Genomic DNA, 16,871 nt, shown 5'->3' with positions numbered 1-16,871 from the left:
TTCACCCAGTCAAGAAAAAATTCCTATCTTGAGAAGCTGCCGGCCATGGAAGGCTGCTGACACAGCCGGACCGGCCGTCGTCGGGCCGCCTTTGTCAACGCGAGTTCCCCGTCTGGAGCTCAGGCCTGTTGGATTGCCGAGAGCTTCCAACTCGAGCCATTCTGACGCGTGAAGGTCCACAGCTCCGTCGTCTCCGTGGGATGATCCTCGTCGCCCTCGACGACCTTGCCGCTGGCCCGTTCGCGCATCACGTCGCGCGATTCATAACGCAGGGCCGCCGTGGCATAGTCGCGGTCATCCTCGCGCCAGCTTTCCGCGATGTCGGCCTGCAGGAGGGTGACGTCGGATACCTCGTTCCTGAGGCCCTTCTTCGCATTGTCGGCCAGCTCTTCAGAGAGATAGGACACCATTTCGGGAGTCGTCGTCTTGCGCAACGCGGCATGATCCTCACGCCCGAACGCTTCCTGGACATCGCTCAACAGCTGCTGGAATGCGTCGAGGTCGGTCTGGGCGAGCCGGATTTCATCGGAACCGGTGGCCGCCGCGGAGCCTCGGCCTGAACCGCCGCCAAAGCCGGGAATGGCGAAAGAACGCGCATTGTTGGCATCGCTCTGTCCGGCTGCGCGGTTTTCAAATCGCGAGGCATTGCCGGCGCCGGCGAGCGCAGGGGCGGGGCCACGCGCGGATTGCGACCGGAAGAACCTGATTGCCAGCATGATGGCGCCACCGATCAGCACGGCCTGCAGCAGGAAACCGAACATGCCCGCCAGCCCACCGAAGCCCTGGCCCAGGAGCAGCCCGATCAGGCCGCCGATCAGCAGGCCGCGCATCATCGTTCCACCGAAGCCGCTCATGAAGCCGGGCCTCTGCGGGCCGGCCTGCGGCTGCCGGGCCGCGGTGTTCACGCCGGTATTGGGCGTCATCGAACGCTCGACCGGAGCGGTCGGCGCCGGAGCGGTCCTAGTCGGCGGCGCTGATTGGAACGTGCGCATGCCGCGGCTGCCGAAACTGCCGCCGCGACGGGCCTCGGCATGGTCTACCGCGACCATGGAGAATGCCAGGAACAGTCCGGCAAACAGGGCGGCAAATCGGCTTGTGCGGGAAATCATCTGGACGGACCTTTATCGATGGGTTTCGGAAATTCTCGACAGACGTCGGGCCGGCTACCGGCGTGCGGTCAATCGAACAGCTCTTCGAAGAACGATTTCTTCCGTTTCGGATAGCGGTGGCCCTGCGAGCGCGCATAGTCGTCATCGCGGTCCCGGCCATGCTGGGGCTGGGAGAACGCTGCCGGCTGTGGCGCGGGCGAGGCCTCCTTGGCCGATCGCTCGATGATCTTGTCGAGTTCGCCTCGGTCAAGCCACACGCCACGGCACTGCGGGCAATAATCGATCTCGATACCCTGGCGTTCGCTCATCACGAGCGCGACGCGGCAGGAGGGGCAAACCAAACCAAGAAGGGAAGAAGATGTCATATGGGGCTCCAAACCAAAAGAGATGAGCCCGCTTGACCGAAAGGATGGAAACGGGCCCGTTAAAGCGGTCCGACATCACGGTCGCGAGATGCGACAGTCAGAGGGGCCCGGCCCGCATGCGAGAATTAGGAACGCAGAGCGGCGCCTTCAAGAGCGACATTGTCCGCGAGGATCGAATTTGTTCGTCATTGCGCTTCGAGCGCTGGGTACCGCGCCTGCGCCAACGACCCCGGCGTCCCTGCTCAGACCGTCACCACGATCTTGCCGAACTGCTCGTTCGATTCGAGATAGCGATGCGCCTCGACGATCTGCTCGAACGGGAAGGTCCTGTCGATCATCGGCTTCAGCGCGCCGGCCTCCAGCCCTTTGAGGATGAACGCCTTGGCGGCTTCCAGCTTCGCCGGGTCGCCGGTGATCTCGTGGACGAGGTAGCCGCGCAGCGTCAATGTCTTGCCAAGCACGGCGGGCAAGGGAAACGGCGTCGGCTCGGGGCTCAACCCGCCATATTCAATGAGAATGCCGCCCCGGGACATCGCCGCCGCGAGCGGCTCGAAAATCGGGCCGCCGATCGCCTCCAACACGATGCGCACGCCTCGCGGCCCGGCGATCCGGCGTAGCCGCGCCTCCAGATCCTCCTCGGCCAGGACCACGACTTCAGCCGCGCCGGCGTCGAGCAGGGCCTGCTTCTTCGTCGAGGTCCGTGTCACCGCGATCGCCGTCGCGCCGACGCTGTTGGCGATCTGGATCGCGGCAAGCCCGACGCTGCTCGAGGCTGCCGTGATGACGACGAAGTCCTCGTTGCGCAGTCTGGCGATGTCTATCAGCGCGCCATAGGCGGTGAGGTACGGCATCCACATCGCGGCCGCGGTCCGCCAGTCGAGTGATATCGGATTTTTGACGACGAGCCCGGCAGGATAGGTAACAAGCTCTCCGTAAGCCGGCCAGCGGATCATCGATTGCGGCGGGATGACGCTGACGGCATCACCCGGAGCCAGACCCGTCACGGCTTCGCCGACCGCTTCGATGAGGCCTGCGGCCTCCAGGCCAAGCCCGGAGGGCAGGGTGGGCGTCTCGATATAGGTGCCCGCGCGCAGCAGCGCCTCGGCGCGATTGAGGCCGAGCGCCTTGACGCGGATCTGAACCTCGCCCGGGCCGGGTAGGGGAAGATCCACATTTTCGATCCGCAGGACCTCGGGGCCACCATGCCGATGAAAGCGAACGACGCGCGCCATTCGGTCTACTCCTAATTGTCTGAACCGAAAGGAGCTATGCCGGTAAGATGAAGTCGGATAAATGGCCTTCGGAGCAGAACAGTAGAAACCAGGAGTTTCGAATATGGATCGGCTTGAGAGCATGGCCGTGTTCGTCAGGGCGGTCGACCTCGGCTCGTTCGCGGCGGCCGCGGCCGCACTCGATCTGTCCGGACCGATGGTCGGCAAACACGTCCGGTTTCTGGAGGAGCGTCTCGGCATGCGCCTGCTCAACCGCACCACGCGCCGGCAGAACCTCACCGAGTTCGGACGCGCCTACTACGACCGCTGTCGGCTGGTGCTGGCCGAGGCCGAAGCTGCCGATCAACTTGCCGCCGGCCAAATCTCGGAGCCGCGGGGCAAGCTGCGCGTCACCATGCCGGCGCATTTCGGCCGCCACTGCGTAACACCCGTGCTGCTGAAACTGGCGCGGCAATATCCGATGCTGGAACTCGATCTGTCGCTCAGCGACCGCTTCGCCGATCTTGCCGAGGACGGCTACGATCTTGCCATCCGAACCGGTGATCTGGAGGACAGGGCAGGCGTGATCGCGCGCCGCGTCGCGAGCCAGGACATGATTGTCTGTGCGGCGCCGTCCTATCTGAAAATTCAGGGCGAGCCACGGCGGATCGAAGATCTCGCCAATCATCATGCCATCGTATATCGCCGGCTCGGCCAAGCCGTTCAGCCTTGGCTGTTCCCGCGCGAAGGACAACCAGCACAGGAGATCATGCCCGGCGGCCGGCTGCGGCTCGACGATCTCGATGCCATCGCCGATGCTTCGGCCGAGGGCATGGGGCTCGCCTGGTTGCCATGGTGGCTGGTTCGCGAGCGCATTCAGGCAGGCGCGCTGGTCGAGCTCTTGCCGGACCAGCCGCGATATCTTTATGACTGCCACGCCCTTTGGCTGCAGACGCCTCACTTGCCGCTGAAAGTTCGGCTGGCCGTCGATGCGCTGGCGGCCGCCTTGCCGAAACGGATGGCGTGATCGCCAGCGCTCGCGGCCACTCTCGTTTTGGATCGCGCGGACATTCCGTGGAGAGGCGCCTCCGGCTCTTTGAGGCATCGCTTTCCAATGTGATATGGGGCAAAGCTGGCGGCATGCACGCGCATTGCGGGAGAGACGGTTGATGACCAAAGGTTCGGATCTGTTCGTGGCGGCCCTCGAGAACGAAGGGGTCGACCGGATATTCGGCATTCCGGGCGAGGAGAATCTCGACATCGTCGAATCCATCCGCCGCTCCTCGATCCAGCTCATCCTGACCCGTCACGAGCAGGCGGCCGCCTTCATGGCCGCCACGTATGGCCGGCTCACCGGCAAGCCAGGTGTGTGCATCACCACACTCGGCCCCGGCGCGCTCAATCTGACGACCGGCTCGGCCTATGCGCTGCTCGGCGCCATGCCGATGATCATGATCACCGGCCAGAAGGGAATCCTGTCGTCCAGGCAGGCGCGGTTCCAGATCGTCGACATCGTCGCGGCGATGAAACCGCTGACCAAGCTGTCGCGCCAGATCGTCTCGCCCAAAATGATCCCCTCGCTGGTGCGCGAAGCCTTCCGCGTCGCGCAGGAAGAGCGGCCGGGTCCCGTACATCTGGAACTGCCGGAAGACATTGCGGCGGCTGAGTGTGAGGATGTCCCGCTGGTGCCGACGCATCCGGTCGAACTGCCGCTGGCCGGTGCGGGCGCGCTCGACCGCGCCGCCCGCATGATCATCGAGGCCAAACGTCCGCTGCTGATGTTCGGCGCCGCGGCGTCGCGGCCGCGCGTCACGCCCGATGTCGCCCAGTTCGTGCTGCGCACCCAAATTCCCTATTTCACCACGCAGATGGGCAAGGGCACCGTGCCCGGCGGCACCGAACTCTACATGGGAACGGCGGCCCTTTCGGAACGCGACTACGTGCACGAGGCCATCGAACAGGCCGACCTGATCATCACCATCGGTCACGACACGGTCGAGAAGCCGCCCTTCATCATGGGCGTCAACGGGCCGAAGGTCATTCATGTCGGCTATCAAACCGCCGATGTCGAGCAGGTCTATTTCCCACAGACCGAGATCGTCGGCGACCTCGGCCCTTCGCTGGCGCTGCTGGCGGATCGCATCGAGGGCAAGATCCCCAACGCGCAGGCCCTGTTGCCGTTGCGCGAAGGCATTCTGAGCCGCATCGCCGCGCGCGCCACGGAAGACCGCTTCACGCCGCAACGCATCGTGCATGACGTGCGCGCCGTGATGCCCGCCGACGGGATCCTTGCCCTCGACAACGGCATGTACAAGATCTGGTTCGCGCGCAACTACCGCACGCGCATGGCCAACACGCTGCTGCTCGACAATGCGCTGGCCACCATGGGCGCGGGGCTGCCGTCGGCGATGATGGCGGCACTGCTCCATCCGCAGCGCCGCGTCATGGCCATCTGCGGCGATGGCGGCTTCATGATGAACAGCCAGGAACTGGAGACCGCCGTCCGGCTCAAGCTCAATCTTGTCGTCCTGCTGCTCGAGGACCACGCCTATGGCATGATCCGCTGGAAACAGGCGGTCGACGACTTTCCGGATTTCGGCATGACCTTCGGCAATCCCGATTTCGTCAAATACGCCGAGGCTTATGGCGCCAAGGGAACCAGGGTCGGCGCGATCGCCGAATTCCGGCCGGCGCTGGAACAGGCTTTTGCCGGCGGCGGCGTGCATCTCGTCGTCGTGCCCATCGACTATTCCGAAAACATCAGGGTGCTCGTCGACGAATTGCGTGAGCGGCTGCCAGCGGTGCAGGCGACCTGACGGCGGCCGGCGCCAAGGCCGTCGATGCCGCGATGCCTGGCTGGCTGGTTGCGAAGGCGTTTTCATCTGGCGTCGGGGGACCATTCCGTCTCGATCAGGGGAATCTGCGGCGCGGCGTCACGCGGCAGTGTTCCCTTGATCCTGGGATCGTCGGCGATTTCGAAGCCGGTCGCAAAGGGCTCAAATCCGCAGGCCCTGTAGAAACCGATGACACTGTGATGGTCGAAGCTGCTGGTATGCAGCCAAATGCGGCTTGGCCGGAGACGCCATGCCTGGTCGAGCGCGCCGGCCATCAGCCGCTTGCCGAAGCCGCGGCCGGTCAGGGAAGGGAACAGGCCGAAATAGGTGATCTCGATCTCGTTGTCCTCGGCCGCCGAGAACTCGACCATGCCGACATGGGCGCCGCTTTCATCATGGCCGTGATAGAGATGCTGGCGCGGATCGGCGAAATGCGCGGCGATCTCGGCATCCGACATTTCGGCGGCGCGATCCCAGAGCCAGGGAGCGCCGATCTCCAGGAAGATTGCACGGTAGGAAGCACTGTCGGGTTTCGCGATCCTTGTCATGGTCAACGGCCGCGCGAGACCCGGCACCGGCGCGCGCGCTTCCATCCATGTCACCGCATTGACGATCTTGCCGGCCGGCACCCGCCGATAGCCAACCGTTAGATGGGTGATTTCATCAGGCAATCTGCCTTCGGTGACCAACATCTGTCCTCGACCTCCCCACCGGCGCGCAAGAAGCTGATGCCAACTCTGCGCTCGCCTGCCAAGAGGCTCCCGAGGTGGGTCAAGATTTTTGGCCCGCCTGTCCCTTGCGTTTCACAGTGATGGCATATGAGATATGATACACCATCGAACGGAAAGCGGAATATCATGCCTGAGCGAATTGCCGACGAGGCCATTTTGAACGCGGTCGACGACGGCTTCGCGCGGCAGGTGGAATTCCTCGCGAACCTCGTGCGCTTCCCCTCGCAACGCGGCGAAGAACACGCGGCGCAATCCTTCATGGCAGCCGCGTATGAAACGGATGGCTATATGGTGGACATGTGGCGTGTCGATGTCGATGCGATTCGCGACCTGCCGGGCTTTTCGCCCGTGGCCGTCTCTTATGACGACGCCTTCAACGTCGTCGCCACCCACACGCCGCGAAACGCGACCGGCCGCTCGCTGATCCTCAACGGCCATATCGACGTCGTGCCGACGGGCCCGCTCGATCGCTGGCTGCGCGATCCCTATGATCCGGTCATCGAGGACGGCTGGATGCATGGTCGCGGCGCCGGCGACATGAAGGCTGGGCTCTCGGCCTGCCTCTACGCGCTGGCCGCACTGCGCCGCCTCGGCTATCAGCCGGCCGCGAAGGTCTTCCTGCAATCGGTGGTCGAGGAAGAGTGCACCGGCAATGGCGCGCTCGCTTGCCTGCTGCGCGGCTACCGCGCCGACGCAGCCTTCATCCCCGAACCCCTGGAGCCGAAGCTGATGCGGGCGCAGGTCGGCCCGATCTGGTTTAGGGTCGAGGTCGACGGCGACCCCCAGCATGCGTCGGGCGCTTTCTCGGCCGGCGCCAACGCCATCGAAAAGGCTTTCCTCATCATCCAGGCGTTGAAGCAGCTCGAAATCGTCTGGAACGCGCGCAAGGTCGACGACAGGCATTTCTGCGATCACCCGCATCCGATCCGTTTCAATCTCGGCAAGATCGAAGGTGGCGAGTGGACATCGAGCGTCCCCGCACGCTGTGTGTTCGAGATGCGTGTCGCCACCTATCCCGGCCAGAAGCTGGAGGATGCCAGGACCGAGCTCGAGGCCTGCATCGCCGACGCGGCCCGCGCCGATCCGTTCATGGCCAACCGCCCGCCCAGGATGACCTACAATGGCTTCATGGCCGAGGGCTATGTGCTGGAGGGCGCCGACGAGATGGAAGCCGTGCTGCGTCGTAGCCATACCGCCGTCTGGGGCGAGCCGCTGCAGGAACACGTTACCTCTGCCACCACCGATGCGCGCTTCTTCGGCCTCTACGCCGACACGCCGGCCATCGTCTACGGTCCGATCTGCCGCATGCCGCATGGCTATGACGAAGCGGTGGACCTTGATTCCGTACGCAAGGTCACCCAGACGATCGCGCTGTTCATCGCCGACTGGTGTGGGCTGGAGCCTGTCGACCCCGAGGCAAGGCCATGACCGGCGCCGTGACCAATGCATTCGGCGAGACGCTGGCCGAGGACGCGCCCGATGTCCCGATTGCCGATGCGCTTGCCATCCTGCGCCAGCACTACGGCCTTGCCGGAACCGCTCAGCCCTTGCCCGGGGAGCGCGACCACAATTTTCACATCCGCACCGATGGCGAGGGCGAATTTGTCCTGAAAATCTCACATCCGGCGGAAGAGGCCGGCTTCACCGATTTCCAGAACAAGGCGCTGGACCACATCCTTGCTGTCGATCCCGCCTTGCCGGTTCCCTCGGTGCGCAAAAGCCTCGATCGCGATGCGCAGTTTACGGTCAGCATCGGCGGTTCGCAGCCGCGTATCGTCCGGCTGGTCACCTATCTGCCCGGCCAGTTGCTTTCGCGCTCGCCGGTGTCGGCTGGGCAAGATCGCAATCTCGGCATCTTCCTCGCTCGGCTTGGCCGGGCACTGCGCGGCTTTTTCCACCCGGCCGCCGGCAGCGACCTTTTGTGGGATATCCGCAAGGTCGCCAAGACGCGGCCCATGCTGGCGCATATCGTCGATGCCGGGCGCCGCGCCATGGTCGAGCGCGTCATCGATGCCTTCGAGGAACATGCCGCACCCATTATTCCCAGCCTGCGCGCCCAGATCGTCCACAACGACATGAATTCCTACAATGTGGTGATGGACGCATCGCGGCCGGAGATCGTCAGCGGCATCCTCGATTTCGGCGACATGATCCATTCGCCGCTGATCTGCGATCTCGCCATCGGCGCCGTCTACCGCTGGCCGGCCGACGGTCACCCGCTGGCGCCCGCCGCGCGCTTCGTCGCCGGTTATCAGTCGGTGCAGCCGCTCGAGGCCGAGGAGATCGGCATCCTGTTCGACCTGATCCGTGCCCGCCTTGCTCTCATCGCCAACATTGCCACCTGGCAGGCGGAGCGCTTCCCGGCCAAGCGCGATTATGTGCTACGCCTCATCACCGAGGTCTGGGCCTCGCTCGAGCGGCTGGACGGACTGTCACACAGCGATGCCCGCCGTTATTTCCTCGATCATTCCAATCCGGAGTAGACGCTCGTGTCCCAATCCTCGCCCGCAAATGCCTCCGCCGATGCCGGTGCATCAGCATCCGCGCTGCTCGAGCGCCGTGCCAGGCTGCTCGGCCCGACCTATCGCGCCTTCTACCGCAACCCGATCCATCTCGTGCGTGGCAGCGGCGTCTGGCTCTACGATGCCCAGGGTCGCAAGTATCTCGATGCCTACAACAACGTCGCTTCGGTCGGGCATTGCCATCCACGTGTCGTCGAGGCGCTGTCGGGGCAGGCGGCCACGCTCAACACCCACACGCGTTATCTCAGCGAAATCATCCTCGACTACGCGGAAAGACTTCTCGGCACGCTTCCGCCTCATCTCGGCCATGCCATGTTCACCTGCACCGGCAGCGAGGCCAACGATCTCGCCATCCGCATCGCCCAGCATTCCAGCGGCAATACCGGCGTGATCATCACCGATTTCGCCTATCATGGCGCCACCATCGCCACCGCGCAGCTGTCGCCGGCCGCGGTCGGGGCGAAGGGCGTGCCCGCGCAGCACAGGACCGTGGCAGCGCCGGATACGTTTCGCGACCAGGGCCGGGCCGCGCGCGATTTCGCCAGGAATGTCGCCGCCGCCATCGAGGACATGCGCGCACAGAACGTGAGGCCGGCGGCGCTGCTGCTCGACTCGGCATTTTCCAGCGACGGGATTTTCTTCCCCGATGCATCGGTGATGCGCGAGGCGGCCGATCACGTCAGGAAGGCGGGCGGCATCGTCATTGCCGACGAAGTCCAGTCCGGCTTCGGCAGGCTCGGCCAGGGCATGTGGGGTTTCGCCAATTACGGCCTCGAGCCCGACGTCGTCACCATGGGCAAGCCGATCGGCGACGGGCATCCGATGGCCGCGGTCATCGTGCGGCCGCAGCTTGTTGCCTCCTTCGGTTCCAACACCGGCTACTTCAACACGTTCGGCGGCAATCCCGTCGCCGCCGCCGTCGGCATCGCGGTGCTCGACGTGATCGAAGGCGAGGGACTGGTCGAGAACGCGCGCACGGTTGGGACCTATACTGGCGAGCTGCTGCGCGCCTTGCAGGGTCGCCACGACATGGTCGCCGATGTCAGGCACAACGGCCTTTATTTCGGCGTCGAGTTGACGGCGGAGGGGGACGACGCGCTGGCCCCCACCAGGGCGTCGGCGGTCGTCGAAGCCATGCGCGAGGACGGCGTGCTGATCTCGTCGTGCGGTCCGCGCGGCAACGTGCTGAAGATCAGGCCGCCGCTGCCGTTCGCCAGGGACAATGCCGAGCAACTTGCCGAAACGCTCGACCGCACCCTGTCGCGCTGGTGAGGGGATAGGAAAGGGGCGGCAATCGACATGCTGAAGCTCGAACATCAGACCCTGAACGACCGCGCCTATGGCGCGCTCAAGCAGGAGCTGATTTCGGGCGGCTTCAGCCCGGGCCAGACATTGGTCATCCGCAAGCTGGCCGAGACGTTCGGCATTTCGACGACGCCGATCCGCGAGGCGCTGCAACGGCTCGTCGCCGAGCGGCTTCTGGAGTTGCAGAACAACCGCTCGATCATCGTGCCCTTGCTGTCTGCGCCGGCCTTCGAGGAACTGACCCGCATCCGCGTCGCCGTGGAGGGGCTGGCGGGTGAGATGGCCGCGTCGCGCATCACCGAAGACGGGCTGGTTGAAATACAGGCCGCGCTGGCGGGCATGCAGCGCGCGATCGAGGCGGGCGACGCCAGGGCCTATCTCTCGCTCAACGAGGCCTTCCACTTCGCCATCTACCGGCATGCCGGCGCCCCGATCCTCCTCAACATGATCGGTGACCTGTGGGGGCGGGTTGGGCCCTATCTGAAGCTCCTGATGCAGGCCGAGCGCTACATACCTCAGTCGAACGAGGCGCATCGCAAGATCGTCGCGGCATTGGCGCAGCGCAACGGCGCCGACGTCAGGACCTCCATAGAACAGGACATCGCCACGGCGGCGGCGGTGCTGGCGGGGAACCTTCGCGCGGCCGAATGACGACGCGATGCCGTCGCGCCCCGGCGATCGGCCTATGCGGTCTTGTCCAGCCGGTCGCGAAGCATGCTCCACGGCAGCAGCGCGTTTGGCGCGAAGCGCAGCAGGCTGTGGAACGGCATCGGCGACGGCGGCGCAAAGGGCAGTGGCAGATCGCGGGCGTCGGTTCCGCTAGCCCAGTCCGCAAGCACCTTGCCCATGGCCGTGGTCATGGCGATGCCGCGACCGTTGCAGGCGCGACCCGCGATCAGCCCCGGTCCGAGATCGATGAGGTGGGGCAGGAAATCGGGTTCGACCGCAGCCATGCCCGACCAGCCATAGGCGAGCGGCGGCAGGTCCGGGAGCTCGAGATGCCGGGCCAGCCGCCGCTGGATCGTCTGCGGCAGGCGTCGGTCCGCACCGGGGCCGAAGACATGCATGCCGCCGCTGATCAGCCTGTTTTCGGCATCGAAGCGGTAGGTGAAGAGATTGCGTCTCGTGTCGCCGATGCCTTGCCCGCCGGGCAACAGGCGGCTGCGCACCTCGCGCGGCAGCGGCGCTGTCGCGATCTGGAAGATTTTCAGCGGGAAAAAGCTTTTCCGAAGCCCCGGATTGAGCTGTCCGCCATAGGCATTGGTGGCGATCAGCACCTTTCCGGTGCGCACCGAACCCGTTTGCGTCTTCAGCGACCAGCCGTCCGCGATGGGGTCGATCGCGACGACGCGCGTGTGCTCGAACAGGCGCGCGCCGGCTTTTTCCGCCACGTCGGCCAGGCCGCGCGCATAGGCGACCGGATTGAGTACGCCTCCTGAACGATCCATCCAACCGCCGACATAACCGCGGGCGCCGGTCAGCGCCTCGATTTCTTGCCGGTCCAACACGACGGCCGGTCGGCCGCGCTCCGCCCATTGCCCCGCGCGTGATTTGACCTTTTCGAGCGCGACAGGGGAATGTGCCGGCTGGATCCAACCGTTCTGCACCGCGTCGCACTTGATGTCGTGCCGCCTGATCAGGCCGAAGACCAGATCGGCGCTGCCGGCCGCGAAGTCGATCAGCCTCTCGCCGCGCGCGGGGCCTAGATGGGCCTTTATCGCATCCGGATCCATTTTGGCGAAGTTAGGCACGATGAAGCCGGCATTCCTGCCGGTAGCACCCCAGGCGATGGTTTCGGCTTCAAGGACCGCGACCGAAAGACCTCTGGCCGCGGCATGCAAGGCCGTCGAAAGGCCGGTGAAGCCGCCGCCGACGATGGCAAGGTCGACTTCGAGCTCGCCTTCCAGCGCCGGGCGGAGGCGGGTCTCACGGCTGACCGCGTGCCAAAGCGAAAGCGCTTCCTGCCGGGCCATTGCGGTCACGAGCCGCTCTCGCTGGCGGCCACCTTCGCCCGCTTGCCGAGCCGTGCCCGCCGCGGCCGTTCCCCGAACAGTCCGTTGGGGCGGACCAGGAGGATGATGCACAGCATGACGCCGATTGCGACGATCTGCAGGGATGCGGCGCGGGCCTGTTGCTCCGGCGGGAACAGCGCGCTGGTGAGCGTGCCCGACCCGGCCCATATCCCCCAGACCAGGATGCTGCCGATGACGGCACCGGCATTGCTGCCCGAGCCGCCGACGATCAGCATCACCCAGACCTGGAAGGTCAGGATCGGCAGGTAATTGTCCGGCGCAATGAAGCCGGTGAAATGCGCCTGCAAGGCGCCCGCTAGGGCCATGATGGCACCGCCGACCGCGAAGGCCTGGACACGGTAGAAGCGCGCGCTCTTGCCGAGCGAGATCGCCGCCCGCTCGTCCTCCCGCAGCGCCTTCAGCACCCGGCCCCACGGGCTGCGAGACAGGTGCTCCAGCGCCAGATAGGCGACCAGCGTGACCGCCGAGACGACGGCAAGGTTCGACAGGTTGAACAGCAGCGGCGTCTCGGCGAGGCTGCCGAAGGGGCGCGGGATGAAGCCGATGCCGAACGGACCGCCGGTCAGTTTCTGCGCATTGAGCGCGACCAGTTGCACGACCACGGCGACGCCGAAGGTGGTGATGGCAAGATAGTCGGATCTGAGCCGCAGCGTGGCGATGCCGGTCAGTGCCGCGGCGATGCCGCCGACGACCATGGCGCCGACCCAGCCGGCCAGGATCGGTAGCCCAAAACCACCCAGGCGCGCGGCGTCGTCCGGCGTCGTCAGCAACGCCGAGGTATAGGCGCCGATGGCGACGAAGCCGGCGAGCCCGACATTGAAGAGCCCGGTCAGCCCCCATTGCAGATTGAGCCCCAGCGTGACCAACGAAAAGATCAGCGCCGTGGTCAGGAAGAAAGCGCCATAACCGAGCAGGTCCATCAGCGTTCCCTCACACCAAAGAGGCCGATCGGCCGCACGAACAGCACCGCCATCAGGATGATGAAGGAGACCGCGGCGCGCCATTCGGCGCCGATCAGTTGCACCGCGCCCGCTTCGGCGAGCCCGATGATCAGCCCGCCGAGCACCGCGCCCGGGATGCTGCCGATGCCGCCGAGAATGGCGGCGGCGAACATCGGCAGCAGCATGTCGAAGCCCATGAACGGGCGGATCTGCACCAGGATGCCGATCATCACGCCGGCGACGCAGGCAAGCGCTGCGCCGAGGATCCAGGTGACGCGCACCACCTTGGCGACATCGATGCCGACGACGCGGGCAAGGGCCGCATTCTGGCTCAGGGCCTGCATGGACCGGCCGGTCTGCGTGCGCGTCATCAACAGGTGTACGCCCAACACCAGAACCGCGGTCAGCAGCAAAAGCGCGATCTGGTCGGGCGTGATGCGGATGCCGAAGCCGACCGGCATGGCGATCTGGATGGCGCGGCTGAAATAGGTCGGGCGTGAGGTGAAGGTGAACTCGAGCAGGCTTCGCAGCGCCATCGAGGCGCCGAAACTTGCCATCACCACGATGATGGCCTGGCCCTGAGAGCGCAGCCGCGCGAACAGCACCTTGTCGAGCAGCAGCGCCAGCAGGGCGGTGAATGCCATGCCGACGACCAGCGCGACGATGAGCGGCCAGCCGAAGGAAAGCGGGGCGATCGGCGCCACCTTGCCGATCGTCGCGCCGATGGCGCCTACGACGGCCAGCGTCGCATAGGTGCCCCAGGCCATGAAGTCGCCATGGGCGAAGTTCGAGAAGCGCAGGATCGAATAGGTCAGCGTCACGCCGATGGCGCCGAGGCCGATCATCGAGCCCGTCAGCAATCCGTCGACGATGAATTGCAGGTTCATGCCGCACTTCCCTTGCCTGAAGGCGCGGCCTTGCCGGCGCTGTCCGGGCGCTGGCCAAGATAGAGCTCGGCGACCACCGGATCGCTCCACAGTTCAGAGGCGATGCCCTCGTGCCGGTCCTTGCCTTCGACCAGCACATAGGCGCGGTCACCGATGGCGAGCGCCGCCTTGGCGTTCTGTTCGACCAGCAGGATGGTGACGCCGGACTTGCGGATGCCGGCCAGCATCTCGAACACCATCGAGACGAATTTCGGCGACAGGCCGGCCGACGGCTCGTCCAGCACCAGCACCTTGGGATGGACGATCAGCGCCCGCGCCACGGCCAGCATCTGGCGCTGCCCGCCCGACAGATTGCCGGCGGCGATACGGCGCTGGCGCGCCAGGTCCGGGAAGGTCGCGTACATCTCGTCGATGCGGGCGGGAACCTCGCGGCGCTCGATAATGCCGCAGGCAACCCTGAGATTGTCGTCGACCGACATCAGTGGAAACACGTTCTCGGTCTGAGGCACGAAGGCGAGCCCAAGCCGCACCATGGTGTGGGCCGGTGCGGTGGTGATATCCTTGCCGTCGAGGAGAACGGTGCCGCCGGTGACCGGGACGAGACCGGCAATTGCCTTGATCAGGCTCGACTTGCCGGCACCGTTGGGGCCGAGAACGACGACGATTTCGCCCTTCCTCACCGTGATCGAGGCACCACGCACGATCGGCACGCCGGGTTCGTAGCCGGCTTCGAGGTTGCGGACGTCAAGCACGGTGCCGGTCACGCCGCGCCCCCGAGATAAGCCTCTATCACGCGCGGATCGCGCGCCACCTCGTCGGCCGTGCCCTCGCACAGAAGCTCGCCGCCCGCCATCACCAGAACGCGATGGCAAAGCCGGGTCACCATGTCGATGTTGTGCTCGATCAGAAGAAAGGTGATGCCGCTTCTGTTGATGTCGCGGATGCGGTCGATGATGACTTCGAGCAGCGTGGCGTTGACGCCGGCCGCGGGCTCGTCGAGCAGGATGATGGCCGGGTCGGCCATCATCACACGGGCAAGTTCGAGCAGTTTGCGCTGGCCGCCGGAAAGCACCCGCGCCGGTTCGTGCGCCAGCCGGGTGAGCGAGACGAGTTCAAGCAGTTCGGCAGCCTTCTCGGCGGCTGCCTTCTCTTCGGCGGCGACCCGCCACGGGATCAGGAAATTGGCGAGCAGCCGCTCCCCTGCCTGACGTTGCGCGGCGAGCATGACGTTTTCGATCAGCGTGAGATTGGGCAAGGGCCGGGGAATCTGAAAGGTGCGCCCAAGACCGCGGCCAATGCGCAGGTGCGCTGCTTCGCCGGAGACGAGCGCCCCGTTGAGACGTATCTCGCCGCTTGTAGGCAGGATGCTGCCGGCGAGCAGGTCGAACATCGTCGTCTTGCCGGCGCCGTTGGGGCCGATCAGGCCGAGGATCTCGCCCGGGCGGACCTCGAACGAGACATCGTTGACGGCGACAAGGCCGCCGAAACGCCGCACGACGTTCTTTGCCGCCAGAACCGGCGCCTGGGTCTCCGTCCCATGCCGTTTCGCCGTGTCGTTCATCAAGCCCTCTGGCCGAAGCGATCTTTGCCGCTTTCTGATTTTTTGATTTGTGATCACACTTGCTTTGATCACGCTAATCAGCTTTAATTTTCTCCGCAAGCCGAAAACAGGCCAGGCCGCCGAAAAGGCCAAGATCGGGAACGCCATGCAAAGGGCTGCTGTCGAGCGCACCAACGAGGTCATCGCCGCGCAACTCGCGCCGGTCGGCCGCGAGACGGTGCAGGACCGCGTCTATTCCGAATTGCGCCGGGCGCTGATTGGCGGTCTCTTCGAGCCGAGCCAGGTTCTGACCATACGCGGCCTTGCCGATGCGCTGGTCACGTCTACCATGCCGGTGCGCGAGGCGCTTGGGCGGCTGATCACGGAAAAGGCGCTGGAAGCGCTTCCAAACCGCTCGGTGCGGGTGCCGCCGATCACGCTGGAACGCATCGACGACCTCCTGCGCGCCCGTGCCCTGATCGAAGGCGAGGCAATCGCGCTTGCCGCCGCGCGCATGGATCCGCGTCAGATCGCCACCATCGAAACCATTCTCGGTGAATGGGACGAGATGCGGGCGCTGAAGCACAAGAAGGATGTCGACCGCGAGGTGACGCTCAATCAGAGCTTTCATTTCGAAATCTATCGCGCCTGCGGTTCCGCCGTGCTCATCCCGATGATCGAGAGCCTCTGGCTGCAGTCGGGACCATGCATCCGCGTTGCAATCTATGCCTTTTCCGAGGCCGGCGAGGTCGACACCGCCCATTATCATCGCAGCATCGTCGCCGCGCTTGCGGCGCAGGATGCCCAGGCCGCACGCGAGGCGCTGGTGGCCGACATCAGCCGCCCTTTCGCTTTCCTGCGCGACAAGCTGAAGTTGACGGCAAAAGCGGAGTGAATGCCTGATATGACCAGACGCATCATCAGGATCACCGAGCCGCATTCCGAGTTGTCGGTGACGGCGCAGTTGCTGCCGGAAAAAGCGCCAGAGAACGCAACGTTCCTGTGGTCTTACCTGGCCGAGCCGCGCGTCGTCGCGGGCATTCATGCCATGTGGACCGGCCCGGAAATCTCCTGTCCGATCCCCGCGGCGCATCTGGACGGCGAGGCCTTTGCCCAGGCCTTGCCGGCGGAGAACGCGACGCTGACGCCGCAGCCCGGCGACATCGTGCTTTCCTATGTGCCGCCGCGCATGTGGGGCGGCAACCCGCATGCGATCTTCGACATCGGCCTGTTCTACGGGCAAGGCGCGCGCCTGCTGTTTCCGATCGGCTGGCTGGCGGGGAGCGTCGTTGCGCAGGTGCTGCCTGAGCAACGCGATCAGTTCGCATCTGCCTGCGGCATCATTCGCCGCAATGGCGCCTGCGACGTCACCTTCGCGCGGCTGGAGAGCTGA

17 protein-coding genes are annotated in these 16,871 nt (G+C 65.3%); 8 read left to right on the top strand and 9 right to left on the bottom strand.

Annotated elements, in window-relative coordinates:
• Nucleotides 1-119: 119 nt before the first annotated feature.
• The 3 genes from FJ972_RS23870 to FJ972_RS23860 form a co-directional block, all read right to left on the bottom strand.
• Nucleotides 120-1,109, bottom strand: a complete 990-nt coding sequence (locus FJ972_RS23870; RefSeq protein ID WP_140520942.1) for a Tim44 domain-containing protein — start codon at nucleotides 1,107-1,109, stop codon at nucleotides 120-122.
• A gap of 68 nt (nucleotides 1,110-1,177) precedes the next feature.
• On the bottom strand, nucleotides 1,178-1,474 hold the full coding sequence (locus tag FJ972_RS23865) for a zf-TFIIB domain-containing protein (protein ID WP_140497640.1): 297 nt from the start codon (nucleotides 1,472-1,474) through the stop codon (nucleotides 1,178-1,180).
• A gap of 242 nt (nucleotides 1,475-1,716) precedes the next feature.
• Entirely contained in the window at nucleotides 1,717-2,706 is a 990-nt protein-coding gene (locus FJ972_RS23860; protein ID WP_140520941.1) for a zinc-dependent alcohol dehydrogenase family protein, read from the bottom strand.
• 103 nt (nucleotides 2,707-2,809) lie between these two features.
• Between FJ972_RS23860 and FJ972_RS23855 the strand changes: the two genes are divergently transcribed.
• Complete coding sequence (locus FJ972_RS23855) at nucleotides 2,810-3,712, top strand: LysR family transcriptional regulator (RefSeq protein WP_140520940.1); 903 nt, start codon at nucleotides 2,810-2,812, stop codon at nucleotides 3,710-3,712.
• Nucleotides 3,713-3,854: 142 nt separating this feature from the next.
• Entirely contained in the window at nucleotides 3,855-5,501 is a 1,647-nt protein-coding gene (locus FJ972_RS23850; protein ID WP_140520939.1) for an acetolactate synthase large subunit, read from the top strand.
• Between the two features lie 62 nt (nucleotides 5,502-5,563).
• On the opposite strand, the gene FJ972_RS23845 is transcribed toward FJ972_RS23850, so the two are convergent.
• Nucleotides 5,564-6,211, bottom strand: coding sequence for a GNAT family N-acetyltransferase (locus FJ972_RS23845; RefSeq protein ID WP_181173501.1), 648 nt, complete (start codon nucleotides 6,209-6,211; stop codon nucleotides 5,564-5,566).
• Nucleotides 6,212-6,376: 165 nt separating this feature from the next.
• Here FJ972_RS23845 and FJ972_RS23840 point away from each other — a divergent pair, with 165 nt between their 5' ends.
• The 4 genes from FJ972_RS23840 to FJ972_RS23825 are packed head-to-tail and all read left to right on the top strand — an operon-like array spanning nucleotide 6,377 to nucleotide 10,728.
• A complete protein-coding gene (locus tag FJ972_RS23840; RefSeq protein ID WP_181173500.1) occupies nucleotides 6,377-7,678 on the top strand; it encodes an ArgE/DapE family deacylase in 1,302 nt (433 codons plus the stop codon).
• On the top strand, nucleotides 7,675-8,733 hold the full coding sequence (locus FJ972_RS23835; protein WP_140520938.1) for a phosphotransferase: 1,059 nt from the start codon (nucleotides 7,675-7,677) through the stop codon (nucleotides 8,731-8,733). The genes FJ972_RS23840 and FJ972_RS23835 overlap by 4 nt, the downstream gene beginning before the upstream one ends.
• A 6-nt stretch (nucleotides 8,734-8,739) precedes the next feature.
• On the top strand, nucleotides 8,740-10,044 hold the full coding sequence (locus FJ972_RS23830; protein ID WP_140520937.1) for an aspartate aminotransferase family protein: 1,305 nt from the start codon (nucleotides 8,740-8,742) through the stop codon (nucleotides 10,042-10,044).
• Nucleotides 10,045-10,071: 27 nt separating this feature from the next.
• Nucleotides 10,072-10,728 carry a GntR family transcriptional regulator gene (locus FJ972_RS23825; protein ID WP_140520936.1) on the top strand — a complete coding sequence of 219 codons (657 nt, stop codon included), beginning with the start codon at nucleotides 10,072-10,074 and terminating at the stop codon, nucleotides 10,726-10,728.
• Nucleotides 10,729-10,760: 32 nt separating this feature from the next.
• On the opposite strand, the gene FJ972_RS23820 is transcribed toward FJ972_RS23825, so the two are convergent.
• The 5 genes from FJ972_RS23820 to FJ972_RS23800 are packed head-to-tail and all read right to left on the bottom strand — an operon-like array spanning nucleotide 10,761 to nucleotide 15,499.
• The gene (locus FJ972_RS23820; protein ID WP_140520935.1) at nucleotides 10,761-12,059 is read right to left on the bottom strand and encodes an NAD(P)/FAD-dependent oxidoreductase; all 1,299 of its coding nucleotides are present in this window, start codon (nucleotides 12,057-12,059) and stop codon (nucleotides 10,761-10,763) included.
• Entirely contained in the window at nucleotides 12,056-13,033 is a 978-nt protein-coding gene (locus FJ972_RS23815) for a branched-chain amino acid ABC transporter permease (protein ID WP_181167662.1), read from the bottom strand. The genes FJ972_RS23820 and FJ972_RS23815 overlap by 4 nt, the downstream gene beginning before the upstream one ends.
• Nucleotides 13,030-13,938: a branched-chain amino acid ABC transporter permease gene (locus FJ972_RS23810; protein ID WP_140520934.1), complete on the bottom strand. Its 909-nt coding sequence runs from the start codon at nucleotides 13,936-13,938 to the stop codon at nucleotides 13,030-13,032. The genes FJ972_RS23815 and FJ972_RS23810 overlap by 4 nt, the downstream gene beginning before the upstream one ends.
• Nucleotides 13,935-14,702, bottom strand: coding sequence for an ABC transporter ATP-binding protein (locus tag FJ972_RS23805; RefSeq protein ID WP_140520933.1), 768 nt, complete (start codon nucleotides 14,700-14,702; stop codon nucleotides 13,935-13,937). The genes FJ972_RS23810 and FJ972_RS23805 overlap by 4 nt, the downstream gene beginning before the upstream one ends.
• Complete coding sequence (locus FJ972_RS23800) at nucleotides 14,699-15,499, bottom strand: ABC transporter ATP-binding protein (protein WP_140520932.1); 801 nt, start codon at nucleotides 15,497-15,499, stop codon at nucleotides 14,699-14,701. The genes FJ972_RS23805 and FJ972_RS23800 overlap by 4 nt, the downstream gene beginning before the upstream one ends.
• A 145-nt stretch (nucleotides 15,500-15,644) precedes the next feature.
• Between FJ972_RS23800 and FJ972_RS23795 the strand changes: the two genes are divergently transcribed.
• Both FJ972_RS23795 and FJ972_RS23790 read left to right on the top strand, forming a co-directional pair.
• A complete protein-coding gene (locus FJ972_RS23795; protein ID WP_140497664.1) occupies nucleotides 15,645-16,373 on the top strand; it encodes a GntR family transcriptional regulator in 729 nt (242 codons plus the stop codon).
• Nucleotides 16,374-16,382: 9 nt separating this feature from the next.
• A complete protein-coding gene (locus FJ972_RS23790; protein WP_140497666.1) occupies nucleotides 16,383-16,871 on the top strand; it encodes a DUF3830 family protein in 489 nt (162 codons plus the stop codon).

Source organism: Mesorhizobium sp. B2-1-1, assembly GCF_006442975.2.
In the GTDB taxonomy this organism is placed as follows: Bacteria; Pseudomonadota; Alphaproteobacteria; order Rhizobiales; family Rhizobiaceae; genus Mesorhizobium.
The sequence above is the reverse complement of the archived record's forward strand: the minus strand, read 5'-3'. Positions and strand labels throughout refer to the sequence as shown.